Source organism: Tenacibaculum sp. TC6 (genome assembly GCF_050606265.1).
In the GTDB taxonomy this organism is placed as follows: domain Bacteria; phylum Bacteroidota; class Bacteroidia; order Flavobacteriales; family Flavobacteriaceae; genus Polaribacter.
Genome location: NZ_JBOCUK010000041.1, coordinates 1 through 23,905 on the forward strand (window position 1 = coordinate 1; position 23,905 = coordinate 23,905).

Here is a 23,905-nt window from a genome sequence, read left to right on the forward strand (position 1 = left end):
CTTTTTGAGTACGTTTTACATGTTTGTTTTTCATGACACTTAATTTTTAGTGTAACGCTATTTCAGGACGGGACAATAAAAAACCACCGAGTTTCCTCGGTGGCTTTCATCTTCAAACAAAATTATCTTAATACAATGTTTGTAGTGCTCTTATATCATTACTGTTGAACTCTCCAGAAACACCTGAATTAAAACAAGCCAACATAATTGAAGTAGAGTCATAACCTGTTGGAGTTCCTGAAATGTGGTTAGCACCTACACCTCCAGATCCTTCATTAGTATTTTGACCACAACTTTGACGGCTAAACCAATCTGTATGTCTGAAACCGATACAGTGTCCGATTTCATGCGTAATTACATGCTCGTTAACATCTGTTGAATAGTTGTTCAAACCATAGATTTGCACCCACTTATAAGGAGCTCCTCCACTTGGGAAACCTGCACTACCACCAGAACCAGAACTACTTGGATTATGATATACTACGATATCAGCACTTCCTGTATTGGTACCAAATGATAAGGTAAAACTAAGTGATACGCCACTTACAGCATTGTAGTTATTTACTGCCATCTGTAATCCAGAACGCTCTTTACTATTAAGTGCATACGATCCTCCCGTATACCCTAATACTCGAATAGTTCTCCCTTGAGAAACTAAATTGTTGGTAGAATATTGGCGCCCTGCCTCATTACCAGATTTGGTGTCATCTTTAGCAGCCGCTAAAGTTAGTAACTCTTCTTCAGTCATTACTATATCTTCCTCTATAAATAAACGTACTTCAGACGTTCCATCAGGAAAATAAAAGTTGTCATAACGAATGTGATTTACGTTTAATTCTAACTTTGAAGCTGCATCAATAATCTTTTGTGGTACCGGTTTAGTCCACGGATTATCTACAGCTTGTTCTGTAGTGTTAGAATCATTAACTTGTTCGCTTTCGCTAGAACATGAAGTGAAGAATACACTTACTGATAAGCCCATAATTAGGGCTAGTTTCGCTTTTTTCATAATATTAGCTTTAAATTAGTAGAATGGGTTTTAAACTGTTGTAAATCTACACATTACACCAAATTAAATCAAAAAATATTATCGAATCTTCAATAAAAACGTTAAAAAATAAAACTTTTAAACAAATAAGTTTTAAAAAATTAAATTTTCTACAACTTGTTGTATTTTATATAAAATAATACAAATAACAAACAGTTAATCAGCAACTTACACTTTAAAACACGAAAAAAGGTTACCTTAAAATAGAAACTATTAAAAGGTAACCTTTTATAACTATTAAAACAATTAGCTATATAATGGTACTTTGCCCCATGTGAATGTTCTGAAAATTCATATCACTATCTTCTTGATTATAAATATAATCTGCTATAAAATCTCCTACCTTACTGGTTGAAAATGGATTTTCAGAGTTAATATCTTCAGTAGTAATTCCTAATTCTAATGATTTTTGCACTGCTCTGTCTATTGCAGCAGCTTCATCATGTAATCCTAAATGCTCTAATAGCATAGCGGCTGATAAAATTGAAGCTAACGGATTGGCAATATCTTTACCTTTAGCTTGTGGAAAAGAACCATGGATAGGCTCAAATAATGCATTCTCTTTTCCTACTGAAGCTGATGCTAATAAACCAATAGAACCTCCAATAACACTTGCTTCATCAGAAATGATATCTCCAAACAAGTTTTCTGTTAGTATAACATCAAATTGTTTAGGGTTTAAAATTAACTGCATAGCTGCATTATCAACAAATAAGAAATCTACTTTTACATCCGGATATTGGCTTGCTAAAGCTGTTACTGTTTTTCTCCACAATCTTGAAGTTTCTAACACATTTGCTTTATCTACCAACGTTAACTTTTTACGTCGTACTTGTGCCGATTGAAATGCTAAATGAGCAATTCTTTCAATCTCTTCTACAGAATAAGAGCAGCCATCAAAAGCAATCTTACCATCATCACTCAATTCTTTAATTCCAAAGTAAATACCCCCCGTTAATTCTCTGTAAATACTTATGTCTGTACCTTTAATTCTATCTTCTTTAAGAGGTGAATTATGAATTAAAGTATCATAGGCTTTCACCGGTCTAACGTTACAAAACAATCCTAACTCTTTACGTAAACGCAACAGTCCTTGCTCCGGACGTACTTTAGCAGACGGATCATTATCATACTTAGGATCTCCGATAGCTCCGAATAAAACAGCATCAGACTCTCTACATAGTTGTACCGTTTCATCCGGCAACGGATTTCCTGTTTCATCAATTGCACAAGCTCCCATTAAAGCCTCTTTAAACAAAAAGGTATGGTCAAAAACATCTGCAATGGCATTTAATGCCTTTCTTGCCTGAGCTGTTACCTCAGGTCCTATACCATCTCCTGATATTACCGCAATAGTTGCTTTCATATTATATTTTTTATCGGACACAAAACCTACCTTTTCACCCTTCGTAGAAAAAGCAGGTCTAGAATGTTGTTGTTTGCTTGTTTGTGTCCTTACATTTACACATTTATGTTAACTTCAAATGCTTGGATTTGTTCTTTTTTACTTACTAAAAAGTCTATATCATCATAACCGTTTAGCATACAAACTTTTTTATACGAATCTATTTCAAATTCAGCATTTCCTATAGGAGTTCTTACCAATTGTTCTTCCAAATCAACAATAATTCTTGTTGTTGGATCTATAGTTACGATATCTATTAACTTAGCTAAAAACTCTTTAGAAACCTGAATAGGTAAAATTCCGTTGTTTAACGCATTTCCTTTAAAAATATCAGCAAAAAAACTACTGATAACTACTTTAAATCCGTAACCATACAAAGCCCATGCGGCATGTTCTCTACTAGAACCACATCCAAAATTATCTCCTGCAATTAAAATGCTTCCGCCATACATTGGATTGTTTAGTACAAACTCGGTATTTAACTCTCCGTTTTTATGGTAACGCCAGTCTCTGAATACATTATCACCAAATCCTTTTTTATCGGTAGCCTTTAAAAAGCGAGCCGGAATAATTTGATCTGTATCTACGTTTTCTATAGCTAACGGAACTCCTGTATCTATTAATTTAACAAACTTTTCCATTAATTAAGGTGCTTTGTAAAGTTTATAATTTTTCCTTCTACGGCTGTTGCCGCAGCCATTAAAGGGCTTGCTAATATAGTTCTGGCTCCTTGCCCTTGGCGTCCTTCAAAATTTCTGTTAGAAGTTGACACACAGTATTCTCCTTCCGGAATTTTATCATCATTCATTGCTAAACAAGCAGAACATCCCGGTTGGCGTAATTGAAACCCTGCTTCTTCAAAAATTTCTTGTAAACCTTCCTCTTCAATTTGTTTAGCTACTTGTTGAGATCCCGGTACCAACCATGCATTTACATTAGCCGCTTTTTGTTTTCCTTTAATATAATCAGCAGCCACTCTAAAGTCTTCAATTCTTGAATTAGTACAACTTCCTATAAATACATAGTTTACAGGGGTGTCAATTAAACTCTTGCCTTTAGTAAAATTCATGTATGCTAATGCTTTTTCAAACGAAGCATCTTTTCCTTGAGGTATTGCCTCAGATATTTTAATTCCCATTCCCGGATTAGTTCCGTAAGTTACCATAGGTTCAATATCTTCAGCATCAAAAAAGTATTCTTTATCAAAAACAGCGTCAATATCTGTCTTTAAAGTTTTCCAATACGCTACTTTTTTAATAAACTCTTCACCTTTAGGGGCAAACTCTCTTCCTTTTACATACTCAAAAGTAGTTTCATCCGGCGCTATCATACCGCCTCTTGCTCCCATTTCAATACTCATATTACACACAGTCATGCGCCCTTCCATAGTCATTTCTCTAAAAACATTTCCGGCATATTCACAGAAATATCCGGTTCCTGAATTGGTTCCTAATTTGGCTATGATATACAGAATTACATCTTTAGGTAATACCCCATTTTTTAGTTTTCCGTTTACGTGAACACACAAGCTTTTAGGCTTTTCTAACAGTAAACACTGACTGGCAAACACTTGTGCTACCTGACTGGTTCCTATACCAAAAGCAATGGTACCAAAAGCGCCGTGTGTAGATGTATGGCTATCACCACATACCATGGTCATTCCCGGTTGCGTAATTCCTAATTCAGGAGCCATCACATGCACAATTCCGTTGTATTTATGCCCTAAGCCATACAATGTGATATTATTCTTATTACAATTTTCTGTTAATTGCTCTAATTGTTTTCTTGACAATTCATCTTTTACAGGCAAATGCTGATCTACCGTAGGCGTATTATGATCTGCCGTAGCTACAATTTTATCCGGACGAGCAATAGGAATATTTCTTTCTTCTAACTCTTTAAATGCTTGCGGACTTGTAACTTCGTGAATTAAGTGTTTGTCTATATATAAAATTTGCGGCCCATTGGGTATTGACTCTACCACATGCGCATCCCATACTTTATCAAATAATGTTTTTCCCATTAAGCTATTGCTATTTTTGATAGTTTATTTACCTGTTGCATTATTAGATGAATATCTTCATCAATTACTTCTTTTTGCTTATCGGCAAACTGTAAAAACGTTGTGTAAGCAGCATCTAATTGCACTTTTGTTAGCTCATACCCTATTTTTTTAGCTCTGTAGGCTAAAGCGGCTCTTCCGCTTCTAGCTGTAAGTACAATGGCACTTTCTGTAACACCTACCTCAGCCGGATCTATAATTTCATAGGTTTCTCTGTTTTTAATCACACCATCCTGATGAATTCCCGAACTATGCGCAAAAGCATTCGCTCCTACGATTGCCTTGTTAGGCTGTACCAACATACCCATTTTTTCACGAACCATTAAGCTGGTATCATACAATAGTTTTGAATTAATATTGGTATCTAAATTCAAATACGGATGTTGGCGTAAAATCATTACCACTTCTTCTAACGCAGTGTTACCGGCTCTTTCACCAATACCGTTAATGGTACATTCTATTTGACGAGCACCGTTTAACACTCCTGCAATAGAGTTGGCTGTTGCCAAACCTAAATCGTTATGGCAATGGCATGAAATGATAACATTATCAATCCCTTTTACATGCTCTTTTAAGTACTTTATTTTTGCCCCATACTCTTCCGGCAAACAATATCCGGTAGTATCAGGAATGTTTAATACGGTAGCTCCGGATTTAATTACTTCTTCACAAACTTTAGCTAAAAAAGCATTATCGGTTCTTCCTGCATCCTCAGCAAAAAACTCAACATCACCCACAAAATTACGAGCATAAGACACCGCTGCTTTGGCTCTTTCAATAACCTCTTCTTTAGAGATATTAAATTTATGCTTAATATGTGAATCACTGGTACCTATACCTGTATGTATTCTTGGTTTTTTAGCTATTTTTAAGGCTTCAGCTGCTACTTCTATATCTTTTTTTACGGCTCTTGTTAATCCGCAAACTGAGGCATTTTTAACAATTTTGGCTATTTCATTCACCGAAGTAAAATCTCCCGGACTGGAAATAGGGAAACCCGCTTCAATAACATCTACTCCTAAACTATCTAATCGTTCTGCAATGATTAGCTTTTGCTTGGTATCTAATTTGCAACCGGGGACTTGCTCTCCATCTCTTAGGGTAGTATCAAAAATTTGGACTTTATCGTTTGACATATTCTACAACTTTTGTCTGATTATAAAATCAAATGTATATATTGGAATTTCTAATCGACTCTTTTTTAACGAGAGCTTTACGAAACTTAATTGATAAAAAATAAATTTAAAAAACTGTAAAACAGTTAATTATGAACAAAACAATTACATCAACCAACCAACAAAACGATGCGCTTTTTATTCTTATCAAGTCGTTATCAAAGTCTGAAAAAAGGCAATTCAATTTGTATATCGGGCGTTTGGGTGGAAATGTTGATGCTAAATTTTTCTCTCTTTTTAAATTGTTAGAAAAACAAAAAACGTATGATGAAAAAGCTATTATAAAAAGTGGAATTGTAAGTAAGCAACAGCTATCTAATTTAAAAGCTCACTTGTATAAACAAATACTTACAAGCCTGCGTTTAAATCCGGCTCATAAAAACATACGTATTCAAATTAGAGAGCAGCTTGATTTTGCTACTGTACTGTATTTAAAAGGTTTATATAAGCAAAGTTTAAAATTATTGGAAAAGGCTAAAAATATGGCCTTAGATAGTGAAGAAAAGAATATGGCTTATGAAATAGTTGAATTTGAAAAGTTAATAGAAAGTCAACACATAACCCGAAGTATTAATACACGTGCTGATGAATTAACGGTACAGGCTAAAGAACTGAGTCAGCAAAACGTAATTACCAGTAAACTATCTAACCTATCACTACAGTTATATGGTATTTTACTAAAAACCGGATATGTTCGTAACGATGAAGAGTTAAATAAAGTAAACGAATATTTTGAAGCCCGATTACCTAAGTACGAATACAAAACACTGGGATTCCGAGAAAAACTATGGTTATATAAAGCCAACCTTTGGCACAGTTTTTTAACGCAAGATTTTTTACAGAGCTACAAGTATGCAAATAAGTGGATTACTCTATTTAAAGAAGATCCTAAAAACATATGCCTGCATCCTGTTTTTTATTTAAAAGGAGTAAATTACCTGCTAGAAAGCCTCTTTTTCATTAAGCATTACACCAAGTTTAAAGAAGAGTTTACCCTGCTTGAAGAAGGAATTGAAAACGATACCATTCCTAAAAATAACAATACGGAAATTTTAATGTTTCAATACTACTATGCCAACAAATTGCATTTGCACTTTTTTGAAGGTAGCTTTAATGAAGGCGAGTATTTAGTAGCGATTATTAATCAGAAAATTGAAGAGTACCGAAATTTACTAGACAATCATCATATTGTAGTACTATATTATAAAATTGCTTGTTTATACTTTGGAATGGGTAAAAACAAAGAGTGTATTTTATACCTCAATAAAATTATAAAATCTAAAAACCTGCAAGTAGCAGAAGACTTACAATGTTTTGCCAGAGTATTAAGTTTGATTGCCCACTATGAGTCCGGTTTAGATTATCATTTAGAAGTTCAATTTAAAGACACTTACCGTTTTTTACTAAAAATGGAAAACCTGCAAGAAGTTCAAAAGGAGTTTATTTCTTCTATACGAGCTTTGGGAGATGTATTTCCGCACCAGATTAAAAACGAGTTTAAAAAAATATACGACCGTTTAAAAGTTTTTGAAAATCACCCGTATGAAAAACGCGCTTTTTTATACTTAGACATCCTTTCTTGGTTAGAAAGTAAAATAGCTAATAAAACGGTTTCGCAAATAATTCAAGAAAAATTCCAAAATTTAAACAAATAATTAAAAAAGCCTTTATATATTTGACGCCATGTTAATTAATGAAAGACATATTACTATTATTCCTACCGCTACAACTGTAGCAGGGTCTTTCATTGGCACCATTATTACTACTACAACAGGAATTACCCTTTAGGGGGTTTATTTCATACATATCATCATATTCCGTACTATTTATTTTTTCAAAAGATTTGAAAAGAGATAAATAACCACAACTAATATTCTATAATCAATTATTTTTTAAAAAGTGAAAGTTTTAAAATTCGGAGGCTCATCTGTAGCTAACAGTCAAAATATCAATAAAGTAGTTCAAATAGTCAATAACTTAGCTGCTCAAGAGCAACTTGCTGTAGTGGTGTCCGCTTTTGGTAAAACCACCAACAAATTAATAGCTTCTGCTACGTTTGCAGCCCAAAGTGAAGCCAACTATATAGAGCTGTTTAACGAGGTAAAAGAGCATCATTTACAAGTAATTAACGATTTGGTTAATGAGGCAAAAAAAGAAGAAGTATCGGCTCACGTTCAAAAATTATTTCAGCAATTACATACGTTGTTAGAAGGCTGCTTTTTATTAAAAGAAGTAACGCCTAAAACCATGGCAACTATTAGCGGTTTTGGAGAATTGTTATCTTCTTACATCATTTCAGAAGTTGCTAAAAACACGCTAAATGCTACGTATAAAGACAGCCGTGAGTTAATTATTACCTCTAATGTTTTTGACAAAGCGCAGGTAAATTTTACCGTAACCAATGCCAATTGTCAGGCTTATTTTAGTAACAACCCGCATCAGGTAACTGTATTACCTGGTTTTATAGCCAAAACAGAAAACGGATTATCAACTACCTTAGGAAGAGGAGGTTCTGATTATACCGCTGCTATTTACGCTGCTGCGTTACAAGCTGAAGAATTACAAATATGGACAGACGTAAGCGGTATGTTTACTGCCAACCCAAGTGTGGTAAAACAAGCCTTTGCTATTCCTCAAATATCGTATCAGGAAGCTATGGAGTTATCGCATTTTGGTGCCAAGGTAATTTATCCGCCAACCATACAACCTGTATTAGAAACAGCCATTCCTATTTGGGTAAAAAACACGTTTGAACCGGAAAATCCGGGAACTTTAATTACCAAAGAATCCGGAAACTCTAACCCTGTAAAAGGAATCAGTCATATAGAAAATATTACCCTGTTAACCCTGGAAGGTAGTGGCATGGTGGGTGTATCAGGCATTTCAAAACGTTTGTTTGAAGCCCTGTCTAACAAAGACGTTAACGTGGTTTTAATCACTCAGGCTTCATCAGAACATTCTATCTGTGTAGGAATTTATGACGAAGATGCCGACAAAGCGGCCAAGGCCATTAACGAAGCGTTTGACATTGAAATCGAACGACGTAAAGTAAATCCGGTGGTTATTGAACAAGGACTAGCTATTATTGCGTTAGTGGGCGACAATATGAAAAATCACCAAGGTTTAAGCGGGCAAATGTTTAGCGCGTTAGGCAAAAACAATGTAAACATCAGAGCCATTGCTCAAGGAGCTTCGCAAAAAAACATCTCGGCAGTTATAGATAGTAACGATGCTAAAAAAGCATTAAATACCTTGCATGAGCAATTTTTTGAGGAAAAAATAAAACAGCTGAATTTATTTGTTACCGGAGTAGGTAACGTAGGTGAACGCTTTTTAGCTCAAGTACATCAGCAAAATGACTACTTAAAAGAACATTTAAAAATGAACATTCGCGTAGTGGGAATTTCTAATTCTAAAAAAATGTTTTTTGATAACAATGGAATCGATTTAAACAATTGGAAAAACTTATTAGCCAACGGTGAGCCTACTACGCTAGATGCTTTTTTTAACAAAACCAAACAGTTGAACATGCGTAACTCGGTGTTTGTAGACAATACCGCCAACCAACAAGTTTCTGAAGTATATGAAAACTATTTACGCACCAATATTGCCGTGGTTACGTGTAATAAAATTGCCTGTGCTTCTAGTTTAGACAATTACAAAACTTTAAAAAGGATTGCCCGTAAATACAATGTTCCGTTTTTATTTGAAACCAATGTTGGTGCGGGATTACCCATTATTGATACTTTAAAAAATCTGATTGCTTCCGGTGACAGAGTGCATAAAATTCAAGCTGTATTATCAGGAAGTTTGAACTTTGTGTTTAATAACTTTAATGCAACCACTACTTTTCATGATGTAGTAGCTGAAGCACAGAAACAAGGTTATACAGAACCGGATCCTAAAATTGATTTAAGTGGTGTTGATGTAGCGCGTAAAATACTCATCTTGGCTCGTGAAAGTGGTTATGAATTGGAGTTAGAAGCCATAGAAAATAATTCGTTTTTACCTGCGGATGCGTTAACTACTACGAACAATGCTGATTTTTACGCCAGTTTAACAGCTTATGAAGCGCACTTTCAACAGTTATTTAAAGCAGCTAACGAGCAAAATTGTCGTTTAAAATATGTTGCTGAATTTGCTAACGGAAAGGCTAAAGTAGGCTTACAACAGATTTCGGCTGATCATCCTTTTTATAATTTAGAAGGAAGCGACAATATTGTCCTGTTTTTTACAGATCGTTACCCTGTACAACCGTTACAAATTAAAGGTGCCGGTGCCGGTGCTGATGTAACTGCTTCAGGAATTTTTGCTGACGTTATCAGAACCGGAAAAAACTAACATGTCATGAGTCACCATCAAAATACCATACAGTTATATAACCGTGTAGCGCAACAGTATCAAGATATATTTATGAATGATAAACGTTATCATCATAGTTATGACAAGTTGTTATCGCACCTAAGCAAAAACCATCGTATGGTATTAGATGTTGCTTGCGGACCGGGCGTTATCAGTCATTATTTGTTACAAAACAACGCGAATCTTACGGTATTGGGTATTGATGCTGCTGAAAAAATGATAGAACTGGCTACAAACAACGTTCCGGAAGCTACGTTTAAAGTACTTGATTGCAGAGCTATTTCAACATTACATACGTTATTTGATGTACTCATTTTTGGTTTCTGCTTTCCGTATGTAACGAAAGAAGAAGTACATCAACTCATTAAAGATGCTTATCAACTGCTAACCCCAAACGGGTTGCTGTATATAAGTACTATGATGGGAAATTATGATACCGATTCCGGTTATAAAAGTAGCTCTGACGGAAAAAACACTGCTTTTATATATTACCATAGTCAGGAAGATTTACAAAACATGTTACTTGAAAGTGATTTTCAAATTTTAGAAAACTATACAAAACTTGAACAGGAAGGTACGCATAAGAATACCGACTTGTTTTTAATTGCAAAAAAATGAACTATTTAAAAATATTTGCTCCGGCAACGGTTGCCAACGTTTCTTGTGGTTTTGATTCTATGGGCTTTGCCGTAGAAAAGGTGGGTGATGAGATGACGTTTACCAAAACCTCAACACCCGGTGTTCGTATCACCCAAATTACGGGGGCCAATGGTTTAACTTTAGACCCCACTAAAAATGCTGCGGGTGTGGTTGCTTTGGCCATGTTAGCACAGCATCCGGTAGATTTTGGTATTGACATTACCTTACACAAAGGGTTTTCTCCCGGAAGTGGTTTAGGAAGTAGTGCGGCAAGTTCCGGAGGAGCTGCCTTTGGGATAAATGCCTTATTGGGAACTCCTTTTTCTACCCTTGAACTAACAAAATTCTCTATGATAGGAGAAGAGGCTGCCTGCGGCACTCCTATTGCCGATAATGTGGCGGCTTGCGTTTTTGGGGGCTTTGTACTCATTAGAAGTTATGAACCGTTGGACATTGTGAAACTTCCGGTACCGGAAGAGCTGCGTTTGGTTGCCATACACCCTCAAATTGAGGTAAAAACCAAAGATGCCAGAGAGGTATTGCCTACTGCGGTACCTTTAAAAAGTGCCGTAACGCAATGGGCTAATGTTGGCGGTTTGGTAAGTGGTTTATATACGAATGATTATACGCTTATCAGTAACTCGTTAACCGATGTAATTGTTGAACCTGCCCGTAAACATTTAATTCCGCATTTTGATTTGGTAAAGTTAGAAGCCATCAAAGCAGGTGCTTTAGGCGCAGGTATTTCAGGCTCGGGCCCTACTATTTTTGCCTTGTGTAAAGGAGATACCGTTGCGCAAAAAGTAGCCGATGTTATCCGTCATGCGTATGCCGATAAACAGATTGCTTACCATGTGTTTACTTCTAAAATAAATACCCAAGGGGTGCAAATTTTAGAATCGAATTAGGGTTTAGGAATTAGGAGTTAGGAGTTAGGAGTTAGGAGTTAGGAGTTAGGAGTTAGGAGTTAGGAGTTAGGAAAGTAATGTTATGTCGAGTGATTTTTGTGACTGAAAGGAAGAAAAATTGTATCGAGACATTGATAACCTTACTATAATACACAATTAACAACGTTCTCATACGCTTCTCGATAGCTCTGTTGAGCGTAGCCGAAGTACCAAATTATTTTCTATTACCTTGAACATAATTTTACTCGAAGAGACAAACAGAACATATACAATTAATAAAACATATTTTAAACATACAAACAACACCACATGAACTATTACAGTTTACATAAAAAATCGCCAAACGTTAGCTTCCAAGAAGCGATAGTAAATGGTTTGGCTCCGGATAGAGGTTTATATTTTCCGGAAAGTATTACCCCGCTTGCTAAGGAGTTTATTGACAATTTAGATCAATATTCTAACGAAGAAATTGCTTTTGAAGCTATTAAGCAGTTTGTTGGAGATGAAATTCCGGAAGCTGTTTTACAGGAAATTATTAAAGATACCTTGTCTTTTGACTTTCCGGTAGTTCCTATTGATGAAAACACTGCTACTTTAGAGTTGTTTCATGGTCCTACCATGGCGTTTAAAGATGTAGGAGCGCGCTTTATGGCGCGTTGCTTGGGGTATTTTAACCGCAATAACAGCAACAAAGTTACCGTATTGGTAGCTACTTCGGGTGATACCGGAGGGGCTGTAGCGCATGGATTTTTAGGAGTTAAAGGCGTAGATGTGGTTATTTTGTACCCTAGTGGTAAGGTAAGTGATATTCAGGAAAAACAGCTGACTACTTTAGGGCAAAATATTACGGCTTTAGAGGTAGCGGGTGTTTTTGACGATTGTCAGGACATGGTAAAATCTGCCTTTCTTGATGCAGACATTCAGCGTACCTTAACCTCTGCCAACTCTATTAATATTGCGCGTTGGTTACCGCAAATGTTCTACTTTTTCTTTGCTTACAAGCAGGTATATAAACAGCAAAAAGAAGTGGTATTTTCTGTACCTAGCGGTAACTTCGGAAACATCTGTGCCGGAATTATGGCTCAGAAATTAGGACTTCCTATTCAACATTTTGTAGCGGCTACCAATATTAATGATACCGTGCCTAATTATTTAATCAATGGGGTATATGAGCCTAAACCTTCTAAGGCTACGATTTCGAATGCTATGGATGTAGGAAACCCGAGTAATTTTATTCGTATTCAAGAGTTGTTTCATCAGGATATCAATGCTTTAAAACAGGCTTTTTCATCGTATGCGTTTACCGATGACATCACACGTAACGCTATGAAAACTATTTATGAGCAAAGCGGTTATATAGCCGATCCGCACGGAGCTGTTGGGTATTTAGGGGCTAAAGAGTACCTGCAACAACACCCAAATAGTTTGTGCATCTTTTTAGAAACCGCGCATCCGGTAAAGTTTTTAGATGTGGTAGAAAGTACGCTGCCTGTTAAAGTAGCCATTCCGGAACAAATAAAAGAGGTGCTAGACAAACCAAAAGAAGCTACGTTTATCCGTTCGTATGATGAACTCAAAGCTTTTTTAAATACTGAAATAGTTACTTTATAAGTATATCTCCCCATAAGTTTTTATGGGGATTTTTTATTTGACAGAATATTGTTAGCTAAAATAGAAGATTCTCTTATCTGCAAATTTCAATGGGATAAATTATATATTTGTAGGGATATAGCTAGTTAACAGAAATAAAGAGTAATTTATGAGAAAGAAATAAAATCGATTGAATATAATGGATATGTTGATTAATAGAGATATATACTAACAAAACGTATAAGTAATTATGTCTCTTTTCTATATAAAAAACATACACAAATAATTTGCTCGCAACATGAAAAAATTGCTTACGATAACATTTAGCTTAACAATTAGTCTTTGCTTTTCGCAAACAAAAGAACAATTGATTGATTCAATTATTAAAGTAAATAGAGTTGAATCTAGTTGTATTGGAATTGGTTGTATGTCAAGCCCACAATACGCAAGGTTTCAAAAATTAAAGAAAAAACTATCCCAAAAAGAACTAATAGAGTTATCTAAACATAAAAACGCAACAATTCGAACATATGCTTCAATTGAACTCATTCAGTCTGACAAAAGAAACGTTCCTGAATTATTATCAGCTGAATTACAGAAAAATGAAATGGTTGAGACGATAGAGGGCTGTATAATAGATTTTAAACCGATTTCATCAATCATTTATCACAAATATTGGAATAAAATCAGAATAGAAGCATCTCGAAAAATTAAAGACAATAATCACGAACAAGATTTAGCAATGCAAAAAGTACTTGCTACCGACTTGACAATGGAAAAGTTAGATAGTGTAATAATTTATTCGGAAAAAGAAATTTATTGGTTACTTTATGACAGAACCTTTAAAAACAGAAAATATAAAAACAGTTATTTACCCAGAATTAAAGAATTAGCTTTTAGCAAAAATAATGCTTATGCCTTTGATTATTTAAAAAAGCATTACTCCACTCAATACTCAGTTGAATTGGAAAATTATTTAAAAAATAACTTTCCGAAAGCTAAGTTTAAAACCGAAAATGAAGTTTTCTATTTACATTCATTTATAGAAATATTATTGGAGAGCAAAAATGATGAATTTAAAAAGATTGCAATAAACAAATTAAGAACAGATGAAGTTTGGAAAGACCAAAAAGGTTGGTTTAATGCAACTTTAAAAAAACATGGTATTAAACTCTGAATACAAAACGCCATTTTAAATGAAACCGGAAAAAGAAAAATATGAATTTGTTTATGTTGAAAATGACGGAACAATACGTGAATTAGATAAAGATGAAATCGAATATCTACAAACTGAATTTAAACCAACGGACGGAGCAAGACCTTATATTAAGAGTAAATACACCCAACTAACCCCGGATAAAAAAATTTCAGGTTTCTTCATAGAGATGAAGTTCCTAAAGAAATTAGAATAATAAATACCCATTTAAGATATGCAGAAATAGGATTTCCCATTGGAATACACGAATCTAATAAAGTAATTGAATTATCTACCGGAGTTTATAGTATTAAAATTCTTGGAGGTTGGGGTGTTTCTATTGGCGATTTTTCAATCGAACTAAAAAATAAAAAAAATGATAATGTAATTACACCAAAGATTGCTATTTGGAGATTTCCCTCATATGAGTTTGGAGAAAGGGCTAAGAAAATAATGAATCTTGCTATTCCTGAAAATGGGGCTTATTTTATTAAATTCAAAAAACAAAAAGATTTAAAAGTAAAACACTCAAGTTTATTAATAAAACAATTATTTCAAAAAGAAATACCCAATCAACAATTGAAAATTTGTATTGAGTAACTATCCCCCTATTGTAAAAGATTATTGTATACAAAATGAAAATAGGAATCAAAATATTAATACTAATTATTTTTCTAAGTTGTCATGAAAAAAGTGCAAAAAAACACAAAAAAATAAATGCTTTTGTTCATTTTGCAAACAATGTAAAAAATGAAAAATACGTAGTTTCTTTTCATAAGAAAGAAGACTCTTTATTATATAACTATACTCATCAACTCGAGTGTACTACAAATTTCCTTTTGGGTCATTACGAAGGAGTGGTAATGACTGAAGTAATCTCTAAATTCAAAGAGACTGCCACAGCAAAAGTGTTTGCTTCGCAGTGACGGTCTTATTTTAAAAAACGGAAATTTGTCGTACAACTTTTAACTCCTATTCTACCCTCATTACTCAAAAACACTAATACCTTACTAAAAGAAAAACTACCCTATACCTAAGTATAAAGTAGTTTACTACAAAACCCGAAAAAAATTGAGTATGAAATATTATGAAATTGACGTGTCGGGCTCAGTAGGTGGTGTAGGTTCCGAAGGAGTTTGTGTACCACTAGCGGAACGCTGATTTAATGTAAAGTTGTACTGCCCTGCCAGCACACTTATTTTATCTAATAACTGAGTATATACTTCATTACTACTTAAGGTAGCATGTGCTTCAATATGGCTTATCAGCACCCTATACGCTTCCATTGCTTGCTTACGCAACTCAGGAAAATTCACTAACGGATTTAAGGCTGTTTCATCTACCCTATCTAAATACTTAGCATCAAAAGCACTATTTGTTTCTTTAATTTCAGCTAACCAATCTGCTATTTGTAAGGTTTGTACAGCGGCTACTAATTCCTCTTTGGTTTCAAAATCTTTTACCATGCTGTATAAAATTCCGGTTTGCTCATTGTAGTTTCGCTTTGCTATTTCGGGTCCGTACCCGTCTATAGCTAAAACTATATTTTGCCCGGCATCTGCTTTTGCCTTTTCTTTATGATAGGTATTGGCTATTGCCAAACTTCTAAACCCTCTATAGGCGCGGTCTCTTAGCTCATCTAACTCTTGAATTTCTACCGTTAGTTTACTGCCTTGTACTTGTAAAAAACTGGCATTCATTTCTTCAAAAATGGTGGTTAATTGAGTTACCGGATCGGTTAATTGTAAGGTAGCTACCTCTTCTTTGTTTACTGTTTCTAGCGTTTGGCGCATGTATTGTAAAAACTCCGCATTACGATACCTGCTTAATTCTGGATAATTCATACTTAATTTTTTAAATGATTAAACAATTTTTTTGCAGAAAGTAATTTATTACCTGGAATCTATAAAACAATTACACAAATACAAGTACTCACGAACTTGTTATGAGCTATAAAGTGTATAAGATTTGTGAAATGTTATTAGATAGTATCTGGTAAAATAGCACTTTCATAGCACGACTAAGATAACCATTACCTCGTGTACAGATATCACCTTAACTGTTAATATTTTACTAATTTATACACAATCAGTGTTTTACCTGTTTTAAAACCGGAAATTCCTCCCCCTATTAATTAGCGTCCTATCTTCTCTACAGGTTGCGGGAGCACTCTGTACCCACTACAGCCCCTTCCTGCGGGTCGCGAGAACACTTTGTACCCACTACAGACTCTTCCTGCGGGTCGCGGGAGCACTTTGTACCCACTACAGACCCTTCCTGCGGGTCGCGGGAGCACTCTGTACCCACTACAGACCCTTCCTGCGGGTCGCGGGAACACTTTGTACCCACTACAGACCCTTCCTGCGAGTCGCGGGAACACTCTGCACCCACTACAGACCTTTCCTGCGGGTCGCAGGAACACTTTGTTCTCATTAAGGGGAAGAAAACCGAATTAGAAAAAAGTTAGTAAAACATACGGTTAGGCTATTTTTACTAATAATTAGTGGAAATTTTTTAATAATTGTACGGTTGCTTTAAGAAAGGATAAAGCCGAAGTTCTTTTTTTAACTGAAAAGCTTGGCAGTGAATACAAAGAAAGGCTAACAAAATAATTTACTTGTATATTGTATATTTTGTTAGCCTCCGTTTATAGTGAGTAAAACACTTATTAAGCCACTTTACAAGCTGGGTTGTGCGCTACTTTAAAGTTTACAGAGTTGGCTATAAAACAAAGTTGGTTTGCTTTTTTGTGTAATTCATTGGCCGTGTTTATCATGGCACTATCTGTTATCGTAACTACCGGATTTAAAACAACACTTACAAAACTACCTGCTCCGCTTGCATTTTCTTCCATAATTCCTGTGGCATTATCTACATAATTAGTAACAATGATTCCTGCTTCAGAACACAGGTGTAAATACCAAAGCATATGACAGGATGATAGTGAGGCTACCAGTAAATCTTCCGGATTGTGCTTTGTTTTATCTCCTCGAAATGCCGGGTCCGATGAGCCTGGTATATCGGCTTTATGAGCTATTGAAATATCGTAACTCCTTTCATAAGCTCTGTAATTAGAGGTTCCGTTTCCTTTGTTTCCGGTCCATGTAATGGTAGTGGTATAGTTGTGTTGTTTCATGCTTACAAATTTAAGTTAAAGTGTATTTTGTTGTGTAGGGTTTTAAAGAAATGTTAGGTGTACTACAAGTTTCTTTTTTAAAATAAAAGCGTTACTGCAAAGCAACTCTTTTTGTTATGGAAGGCTCTTTGAATCAAGAAATTACTTCAGTCGTTATTACTCCTTCGTAAGGACGCGACAGGAAGTTTGTAATACACCTGAAATGTTCTTTTTATAGTTAATAGATTCTTACATTATCTTAACGCTTGGGTTCTTTTATAGAAGAGAAAAACTGTGGTTAAATACTATAATCTTCTTTTGACCACCATCTTTCCATCCAGGCCTCAGATACTTTTTGAGCTTTTTCGTAATTATCCGGCACTATAATCAACTGGTTGGAATGATCGCTATATTGTGTAAGAATGTTAACACCTTCATTTGCTAATTCTCTACAAAAACTTCCTAATTGTCCGGGAACATCTTGCCTTAATTTTTGAATAATTACCGGATTAATCTTTACTACCCGAATACCTACTTTTTCCAGTTCTTTAGCCGCTTTGTTAGCATCTTCAACCAAAAAATGAGCTATTGAATAGGCTCCGTTATTAAAAACACCGCCGCCTTCAAGGCTCACTTTATGTTTTCCTAGTGTTTCTCCCATTAAAGCCAGCATTCCTGCTTTGTTTTCCAGTATAATTTCTAAATCCTTCATTCTATTTTATTTTAAGTTAATTATTTTTTACGTAAAGGTTTACGGCATACTCCTTATCATTCGCTAAAAATTACGACCATTAACGTCATTTCTACTTTAGGAGAAACAGTAAGGTTTAGCGTAGCTAAATCTCAGAATGTTTGTTATTCATTTTTCTAGGTTATTTTGTCTGTTGTCTCGAACTGATTTAACGGATGTACGACAAATTCCCGTCTTTTAAAATAAGACCGTCACTGCGAAGCAAACACTTTTGCCGTGAAAATCTCTTTGAATCAAGAAATTACTTCAGTCGCTCCCATTCCTTCGTAATGACCCGAAAAAAACTTATCGTACATCCGATTTAACCTTATGTTGCCACAAAGAAAATAGTATTATTATATTTACACTTCATTCAATACTGAACTATGGAAGAAACGGCATTTATTCATACAGTTTTTCTTTTATGTGAACCCTCCAGAGCCAAAATTGTATGGAACTTATTAGACGGTAGGGCTTATACAGCAAGTGAATTGGCCTTGGCAGCAGACTTATCTACTACTGCCGTGAGTAATCATTTAGCTAAATTACTTCAAGGAAATATTATTAAAGTAGCTATTCAAGGAAGACATCGATATTATACTTTTGCTAATTCTGAAGTAGCCTATGCCGTAGAATCTTTAGCTAACTTAGCTAACCAAAAGCAACCGTTAAAAATCAACAAAGAAATTTCTAAAGAGGATGTAAAATATTGCAGAACTTGCTATGATCATTTAGCAGGAAAAGTAGGTGTGTTGCTTACAGATAAAATGGTAGCTCTGGAATTACTTACCTTACAAGGTAACCATTTTATACTTACTGAAAAAGGTACTACATTTTTTAATGATTTTGGGTTACCTCTAGCTGAATTAAAAAAGCAAAAACGTCAATTTGCCAAAGCTTGTCTTGATTGGAGTGAGAGAAAATATCATATTTCCGGTTCCTTAGGTGCTTCACTACTTAATAAAATGTTAGCACGGGATTGGCTTCGAAAAACAAAAAACTCCAGACGCGTTGTTATTACCTCTTTAGGAAAAAAAGGATTAAAAGATAGTTTTGGAATAGACCTATTTTAAAAGAAAACACTCTGTATAACCCATTTATTATGATGCTAACTACCATAAACTACGAAAAAACTATAGAACTAATTTCTAATGCCTATAATCCATTATCAGTGCAATGCCAACAAGATTTTATTGAGCATTCAAAAATAGGGGTGTATAAAAAAGGGGAAATTGTTGTTAGAGAGGGCCAATATTCTAAAAAGGCCTATTTAATTGTGAAAGGTTGTTCCAGGGCTTTTTATTTAAAGGATGGTAAGGATATTTCTGATTGGTTTGCTTTTGAAAATCAGTTTATGGCGCCTATTATTAGCTTTTTTAGTGAGCAGCCAAGTCCTCATTATGTTGAATTTGTTGAAGATTCTACCGTATTAGAGTTTTCAAAAGATATTATGGATAGTCTTACCAATAAACACCACGATTTTGAGCGTTTTATAAGCAAGGTAGTTACAGAAACAATGCTAGGTTTATGTGAGCGTTTGCATGCCATACAATTTAATAAAGCCGAAGATAGATTTAAGCATCTTTTAAAAATGTATCCTGATATTACTAACAGAATTCCTCTTACGCATATTGCTTCTTATTTAGGTATCACCTTGGAAACTTTGAGTAGAATACGAAATCCTAAAAAACGAATTTGATATATATCAAATGATATTTTTTTCATTAGCGTGACCTTTGTGTAAAATAATTTACTAATGGAAAAATACAATAAAAAAACAAGATCAATTTGGGGTAGTTGGTGGATGTCTATTCGAAAATGGTTTTACCTCTTATGGCTTATTTACGAAGTTTCAATCCGCTTTTATGACTATTCACTGGAAGTGTATCATTTTTTTACTCAGCATCAAAAGAACATCGTTTCTTTTATCAGTGAACCGGGGTTTCATATTCTGGCTATTTTAAGTAGCTTTCTCACTTTTGCTATTTGCACTATTTTTTTAACCGTTCCTATTTGTTTTGTGCTCTACCAATTTTTCAAAACTACCAACTTAACAAATACTTTGTTTGAAGAAAAATTAAAAAGAATACTCTAATACAGGTTTCAATTACAAATTACAAATTACGAATTATCAATTATCAATTATCAATTATCAATTATCAATTATCAAAGTTATATAAACTTACTACTTAGTTTTTGCTTTATACGAAATACGAATTCATAAACCTAAAGCTGATTCCTAATTGAATTCAACAGCTAAACTCTATCATTTATAACTCGACTTAAATGTATTCCTATGAAAAATATACTTATTATAAACGGACATCCGGATAAAGAAAGTTTTTGTTTTGCTCTTGCAAACGCCTACCAAAAAGGAGCCATACACTCCAGTGCCAACGTAGAAATGCTTAATATTAGAGATCTAAACTTTAATCCGAATCTTGAATTTGGTTACAGAAAGCGAACAGAACTAGAACCTGATTTATTAAACGCTCAAAAAAAATTAAAATGGGCTCATCACATAGTTTGGGTGTATCCGGTTTGGTGGAGTTCTTTTCCGGCAATTATGAAAGGTTTTTTAGATCGTGTTTTGCTCCCCGGATTTGCTTTTCAAAAAAGAGAAAATTCTTTATTGAGTGATTCTTTCTTAAAAGGAAAAACCGCGAGAATTATCTGTACGCTGGATCAACCTGCTTGGTTTTATAGATTAATTTATAGCCGTCCAAGCACTAATGCTCTAAAAAGAGGAACGTTGCATTATATTGGTGTAAAAAAGGTACGAGTTACCACCATAGGTCCCATAAGACTTTCAAGCGATAGCTTTCGAGAGAAATGGTTAAAAAGAGTTGAACTTCTTGGTATGAAAACTATTTGATTTACCTATTTATCAGTGTTATAAGGAACGGAATTTTAAAAATAAAGGTTTCGTTTCTTGTAACCTGAATTCGATTAGTATTTCGATTGTTAAACCTAGTTATTCTTATTGACGATCAGATCTAGTATCGACCTCTAAGGAGATATACTTTGGCGTTGCTCAGCAGAACTATCGAGAGCTATTAAACAATAGCTCAATACAGTTTTTCTTCTTTTACCTCAGAAAAACCACTCGATTTGACATTAACAAAAACTAATTTTTTAATTAGATACCAAAGAAACTCAGGTTTGTATTTAGCCTGAATTTATCCAAAAACATCGATAAACTCTTTATAAAAGGTTATTAAGGGTTCTACCACTTGTTCCTTATTCGGAAACTCCATATGGTATTCAGTTATTAAACTAAATCCTTCTTCTGTATTTTCACCTAAAAACATTGGCATAAAAGCGGTTTCATTTACCATTTTTCTAAGTTCTTTCCAACTTAAACTATTTTTAAAGAAAGAATCAATATTATGATTTTCTGCTTTTAGCTTACATCTGTTTTTCTTACCTAAAAAGAGACTTCTGAAATGGCTTCTGGTAGTTAATTCAAATTTAAGTGATTCTTTACTATCACAAATTCTACATGCCACGCTACCTACTTCACATACACCAATTTTATTACTTACTCTAATTTTTCTGTCTTTATAAATAATATAGAGTTGATAATGAATATCCGGACATCTAGCACCGCCACCAATACGAACACTATCATTCGTAATATGTAATGTAGCTCCTTCTTTTTCTGCAATTTTTGTAAAATGTTCTTCTAACGTCATAGCTAATCTTATATCTTATTTAATCTCTGTTTATTTCTATATTTTTCTTTTTATTTTCTTCTATCTTTTTTGAACACGTTTTTAACATGCTATTATAGATAAAAATCAGCAAAAACGTTACCACCAAATTCCTAATCCATTTAGTAGCAGCTTTTTTCTTATGCTTCTTATACCCCTCTTTATGTTTTTGTTTAGTTTCAAAGTATTGCTCATTTAATTGGTTATTCATTTTTATTTTCCATAATTTAGTTTTTCATAAATCTACAAGTTTTAATAGGAATACAACTCCATTATTATTTATTTCTACTTTTACATAAAAACATCCTAACATCTATGCATCCATTACATCAGCATCTCAATCATTTTATTGCTATACATAATGAAGATTTTCAGGAGATTCTACCTTATTTTACTCTTCAAAAAATCAATAAAAAAGAGGTTCTTATGGAAGGAAACACCCGTTGTCAACACAATTACTTTGTACTAAAAGGATGTATGCATATGTACTTTATGGGAAGCAATGGTTCACCAAGAACTGTGCAATTTGCTATTGAGAATTGGTGGATATCCGATTTTTTAGCGTACCATCATCAAGCTACAACTGATTTTTATATTCAGGCTGTAGAAGATTCTGAAATACTTACCATAAGCTATCAACAGCAAGAGACTTTGCTTACCCGTTTTCCAAAACTGGAAAAATATTTCAGGCATATATATCAAATAGCCTACGGTGCTTCTCTTGTTAAGTTTAAATATTTATTTGAGTATTCTAAAGAAGATATGTATTTTCATTTTACTGAACAGTTTCCGGAATTTGCACAAAGAGTACCTCAATATTTAATAGCGTCGTTTCTTGGGTTAACTCCTGAATATGTTAGTGAAATACGAAGAAAAAAGCGTTCTTAAACCAGCTTAAGTTTTTTACACACATCACACGTTAGTTTTGTTGTATTAAATAAGAAAAAACATGACTACACGAATTCAAATTAACAAAACTGAACCTGATGCCTATAAAGGTATGTTTGCTTTAGAAAACTATTTAACTCAAAGTACGCTAAAAAAATCACATATTCATCTTATAAAACTTAGAGCTTCTCAAATTAATCAATGCGCTTTTTGTATAAATATGCATACTAAAGAGGCTTTAAAAGATGGGGAAAGCATTCAACGTATTGCACTTCTTAACGCATGGAAAGAGTCTAATCTTTTCACTAGTGAAGAAAAAGCTATTTTACAAATTACTGAAGAAGCTACCTTAATTCACGTAAACGGAGTAACGGAAGACACTTATCAACAAACAATTGAATTGTTTGGTCCAAATTATTTTTCTCAAATTATTATGGCTATTGCTACCATCAATGCCTGGAACAGAATTGCCATAAGTACACTTATGCCTGTTGAACCTTAAAAATATCTCTATGATTCTTAAAATAAGTAAACTATTCCTCAGAGTTTCTATTGCTTTTAGTTTTTTATCTGCTGTTGCAGATAGATTAGGTATGTGGAGCAAAGAAGTATCTGTATGGGGAGACTGGACTCATTTTTTAGAATATACGCAAATTCTAAATCCGTGGGCACCAAAACCACTCGTTTCTTTTTTGGCAACTACAGCTACTGTCGCAGAAATTATATTTGCTGTATGTATTTTAGTGGGGTTTAAAACCCAGTTTTTTGCCAGACTAAGCGGATATCTTATGCTACTTTTTGCGTTAGCCATGTGTTTTACTACAGGTATAAAAAGTGCTTTAGATTATTCCGTTTTTACAGCCTCTGCTGCAGCTTTTGCTTTAAGCGTATTTAACGATACCTTTTTAGAGTTAGACGGATATCTTAAAAAGGAGTAAAACTCTTTTAACCATAAAAAAACCTCATAATTAAGTTATGAGGTTTTTAAATTTATATGGTGTCCCGTCCTGAAATAGCGTTACACTAAAAATTAAGTGTCATGAAAAACAAACATGTAAAACGTACTCAAAAAGAC

24 protein-coding genes are annotated in these 23,905 nt (G+C 34.2%); 14 read left to right on the plus strand and 10 right to left on the minus strand.

Annotation, left to right across the window (positions count from 1 at the left end):
- Nucleotides 1–127 precede the first annotated feature (127 nt).
- The 5 genes from ACQY1Q_RS15595 to ACQY1Q_RS15615 all read right to left on the minus strand — a co-directional run bounded on the left by ACQY1Q_RS15595 (nucleotide 128) and on the right by ACQY1Q_RS15615 (nucleotide 5,651).
- Nucleotides 128–1,009, minus strand: coding sequence for a M57 family metalloprotease (locus tag ACQY1Q_RS15595; protein WP_431006260.1), 882 nt, complete (start codon nucleotides 1,007–1,009; stop codon nucleotides 128–130).
- A gap of 289 nt (nucleotides 1,010–1,298) precedes the next feature.
- Nucleotides 1,299–2,414: a 3-isopropylmalate dehydrogenase gene (gene leuB, locus ACQY1Q_RS15600; protein WP_431006261.1), complete on the minus strand. Its 1,116-nt coding sequence runs from the start codon at nucleotides 2,412–2,414 to the stop codon at nucleotides 1,299–1,301.
- A 95-nt stretch (nucleotides 2,415–2,509) separates the two neighbouring features.
- On the minus strand, nucleotides 2,510–3,094 hold the full coding sequence (gene leuD, locus ACQY1Q_RS15605; protein ID WP_431006262.1) for a 3-isopropylmalate dehydratase small subunit: 585 nt from the start codon (nucleotides 3,092–3,094) through the stop codon (nucleotides 2,510–2,512).
- Nucleotides 3,094–4,476: a 3-isopropylmalate dehydratase large subunit gene (gene leuC, locus ACQY1Q_RS15610; RefSeq protein ID WP_431006263.1), complete on the minus strand. Its 1,383-nt coding sequence runs from the start codon at nucleotides 4,474–4,476 to the stop codon at nucleotides 3,094–3,096. Before leuC ends, leuD begins: the two co-directional genes overlap by 1 nt.
- Nucleotides 4,476–5,651 carry a 2-isopropylmalate synthase gene (locus tag ACQY1Q_RS15615; protein WP_431006264.1) on the minus strand — a complete coding sequence of 392 codons (1,176 nt, stop codon included), beginning with the start codon at nucleotides 5,649–5,651 and terminating at the stop codon, nucleotides 4,476–4,478. The genes leuC and ACQY1Q_RS15615 overlap by 1 nt, the downstream gene beginning before the upstream one ends.
- A gap of 131 nt (nucleotides 5,652–5,782) precedes the next feature.
- On the opposite strand from ACQY1Q_RS15615, the gene ACQY1Q_RS15620 reads away from it, so the two are divergent.
- The 7 genes from ACQY1Q_RS15620 (at nucleotide 5,783) to ACQY1Q_RS15650 (ending at nucleotide 14,601) form a co-directional block, all read left to right on the plus strand.
- Nucleotides 5,783–7,345 carry a hypothetical protein gene (locus tag ACQY1Q_RS15620; protein ID WP_431006265.1) on the plus strand — a complete coding sequence of 521 codons (1,563 nt, stop codon included), beginning with the start codon at nucleotides 5,783–5,785 and terminating at the stop codon, nucleotides 7,343–7,345.
- A gap of 244 nt (nucleotides 7,346–7,589) precedes the next feature.
- Nucleotides 7,590–10,031: a bifunctional aspartate kinase/homoserine dehydrogenase I gene (gene thrA, locus ACQY1Q_RS15625; protein WP_431006266.1), complete on the plus strand. Its 2,442-nt coding sequence runs from the start codon at nucleotides 7,590–7,592 to the stop codon at nucleotides 10,029–10,031.
- Nucleotides 10,032–10,037: 6 nt separating this feature from the next.
- Nucleotides 10,038–10,670: a class I SAM-dependent methyltransferase gene (locus tag ACQY1Q_RS15630; RefSeq protein WP_431006267.1), complete on the plus strand. Its 633-nt coding sequence runs from the start codon at nucleotides 10,038–10,040 to the stop codon at nucleotides 10,668–10,670.
- Nucleotides 10,667–11,599, plus strand: a complete 933-nt coding sequence (locus ACQY1Q_RS15635; RefSeq protein ID WP_431006268.1) for a homoserine kinase — start codon at nucleotides 10,667–10,669, stop codon at nucleotides 11,597–11,599. The genes ACQY1Q_RS15630 and ACQY1Q_RS15635 overlap by 4 nt, the downstream gene beginning before the upstream one ends.
- A gap of 309 nt (nucleotides 11,600–11,908) precedes the next feature.
- Nucleotides 11,909–13,210 (plus strand): threonine synthase, encoded by a 1,302-nt coding sequence (gene thrC, locus ACQY1Q_RS15640; protein ID WP_431006269.1) that lies wholly within the window; start codon nucleotides 11,909–11,911, stop codon nucleotides 13,208–13,210.
- 277 nt (nucleotides 13,211–13,487) lie between these two features.
- Nucleotides 13,488–14,366, plus strand: a complete 879-nt coding sequence (locus tag ACQY1Q_RS15645) for a hypothetical protein (protein WP_431006270.1) — start codon at nucleotides 13,488–13,490, stop codon at nucleotides 14,364–14,366.
- Nucleotides 14,367–14,385: 19 nt separating this feature from the next.
- The gene (locus ACQY1Q_RS15650) at nucleotides 14,386–14,601 is read left to right on the plus strand and encodes a hypothetical protein (RefSeq protein ID WP_431006271.1); all 216 of its coding nucleotides are present in this window, start codon (nucleotides 14,386–14,388) and stop codon (nucleotides 14,599–14,601) included.
- A gap of 868 nt (nucleotides 14,602–15,469) precedes the next feature.
- On the opposite strand, the gene ACQY1Q_RS15655 is transcribed toward ACQY1Q_RS15650, so the two are convergent.
- The 3 genes from ACQY1Q_RS15655 to ACQY1Q_RS15665 all read right to left on the minus strand — a co-directional run bounded on the left by ACQY1Q_RS15655 (nucleotide 15,470) and on the right by ACQY1Q_RS15665 (nucleotide 18,211).
- On the minus strand, nucleotides 15,470–16,228 hold the full coding sequence (locus ACQY1Q_RS15655; RefSeq protein WP_431006272.1) for a DUF6261 family protein: 759 nt from the start codon (nucleotides 16,226–16,228) through the stop codon (nucleotides 15,470–15,472).
- An 824-nt stretch (nucleotides 16,229–17,052) separates the two neighbouring features.
- Nucleotides 17,053–17,520 (minus strand): OsmC family protein, encoded by a 468-nt coding sequence (locus tag ACQY1Q_RS15660; protein WP_431006273.1) that lies wholly within the window; start codon nucleotides 17,518–17,520, stop codon nucleotides 17,053–17,055.
- A gap of 277 nt (nucleotides 17,521–17,797) precedes the next feature.
- Nucleotides 17,798–18,211, minus strand: a complete 414-nt coding sequence (locus ACQY1Q_RS15665; protein ID WP_431006274.1) for an amino acid-binding ACT domain-containing protein — start codon at nucleotides 18,209–18,211, stop codon at nucleotides 17,798–17,800.
- Nucleotides 18,212–18,615: 404 nt separating this feature from the next.
- Here ACQY1Q_RS15665 and ACQY1Q_RS15670 point away from each other — a divergent pair, with 404 nt between their 5' ends.
- The 4 genes from ACQY1Q_RS15670 to ACQY1Q_RS15685 all read left to right on the plus strand — a co-directional run bounded on the left by ACQY1Q_RS15670 (nucleotide 18,616) and on the right by ACQY1Q_RS15685 (nucleotide 21,104).
- The gene (locus ACQY1Q_RS15670) at nucleotides 18,616–19,302 is read left to right on the plus strand and encodes an ArsR/SmtB family transcription factor (protein WP_431006275.1); all 687 of its coding nucleotides are present in this window, start codon (nucleotides 18,616–18,618) and stop codon (nucleotides 19,300–19,302) included.
- Between the two features lie 29 nt (nucleotides 19,303–19,331).
- On the plus strand, nucleotides 19,332–19,928 hold the full coding sequence (locus ACQY1Q_RS15675) for a Crp/Fnr family transcriptional regulator (RefSeq protein ID WP_431006276.1): 597 nt from the start codon (nucleotides 19,332–19,334) through the stop codon (nucleotides 19,926–19,928).
- A 57-nt stretch (nucleotides 19,929–19,985) separates the two neighbouring features.
- Nucleotides 19,986–20,324 carry a hypothetical protein gene (locus tag ACQY1Q_RS15680; RefSeq protein WP_431006277.1) on the plus strand — a complete coding sequence of 113 codons (339 nt, stop codon included), beginning with the start codon at nucleotides 19,986–19,988 and terminating at the stop codon, nucleotides 20,322–20,324.
- A gap of 201 nt (nucleotides 20,325–20,525) precedes the next feature.
- Entirely contained in the window at nucleotides 20,526–21,104 is a 579-nt protein-coding gene (locus tag ACQY1Q_RS15685; protein WP_431006278.1) for an NAD(P)H-dependent oxidoreductase, read from the plus strand.
- Nucleotides 21,105–21,408: 304 nt separating this feature from the next.
- On the opposite strand, the gene ACQY1Q_RS15690 is transcribed toward ACQY1Q_RS15685, so the two are convergent.
- Both ACQY1Q_RS15690 and ACQY1Q_RS15695 read right to left on the minus strand, forming a co-directional pair.
- The gene (locus ACQY1Q_RS15690; RefSeq protein WP_431006279.1) at nucleotides 21,409–21,924 is read right to left on the minus strand and encodes a hypothetical protein; all 516 of its coding nucleotides are present in this window, start codon (nucleotides 21,922–21,924) and stop codon (nucleotides 21,409–21,411) included.
- A gap of 19 nt (nucleotides 21,925–21,943) precedes the next feature.
- Nucleotides 21,944–22,153: a hypothetical protein gene (locus ACQY1Q_RS15695; RefSeq protein ID WP_431006280.1), complete on the minus strand. Its 210-nt coding sequence runs from the start codon at nucleotides 22,151–22,153 to the stop codon at nucleotides 21,944–21,946.
- 104 nt (nucleotides 22,154–22,257) lie between these two features.
- Here ACQY1Q_RS15695 and ACQY1Q_RS15700 point away from each other — a divergent pair, with 104 nt between their 5' ends.
- The 3 genes from ACQY1Q_RS15700 (at nucleotide 22,258) to ACQY1Q_RS15710 (ending at nucleotide 23,768) form a co-directional block, all read left to right on the plus strand.
- Nucleotides 22,258–22,830 (plus strand): Crp/Fnr family transcriptional regulator, encoded by a 573-nt coding sequence (locus ACQY1Q_RS15700; protein ID WP_431006281.1) that lies wholly within the window; start codon nucleotides 22,258–22,260, stop codon nucleotides 22,828–22,830.
- A 61-nt stretch (nucleotides 22,831–22,891) separates the two neighbouring features.
- The gene (locus ACQY1Q_RS15705; RefSeq protein ID WP_431006282.1) at nucleotides 22,892–23,332 is read left to right on the plus strand and encodes a carboxymuconolactone decarboxylase family protein; all 441 of its coding nucleotides are present in this window, start codon (nucleotides 22,892–22,894) and stop codon (nucleotides 23,330–23,332) included.
- Between the two features lie 10 nt (nucleotides 23,333–23,342).
- Nucleotides 23,343–23,768, plus strand: a complete 426-nt coding sequence (locus ACQY1Q_RS15710; protein WP_431006283.1) for a DoxX family protein — start codon at nucleotides 23,343–23,345, stop codon at nucleotides 23,766–23,768.
- The last annotated feature ends 137 nt before the right edge of the window (nucleotides 23,769–23,905 follow it).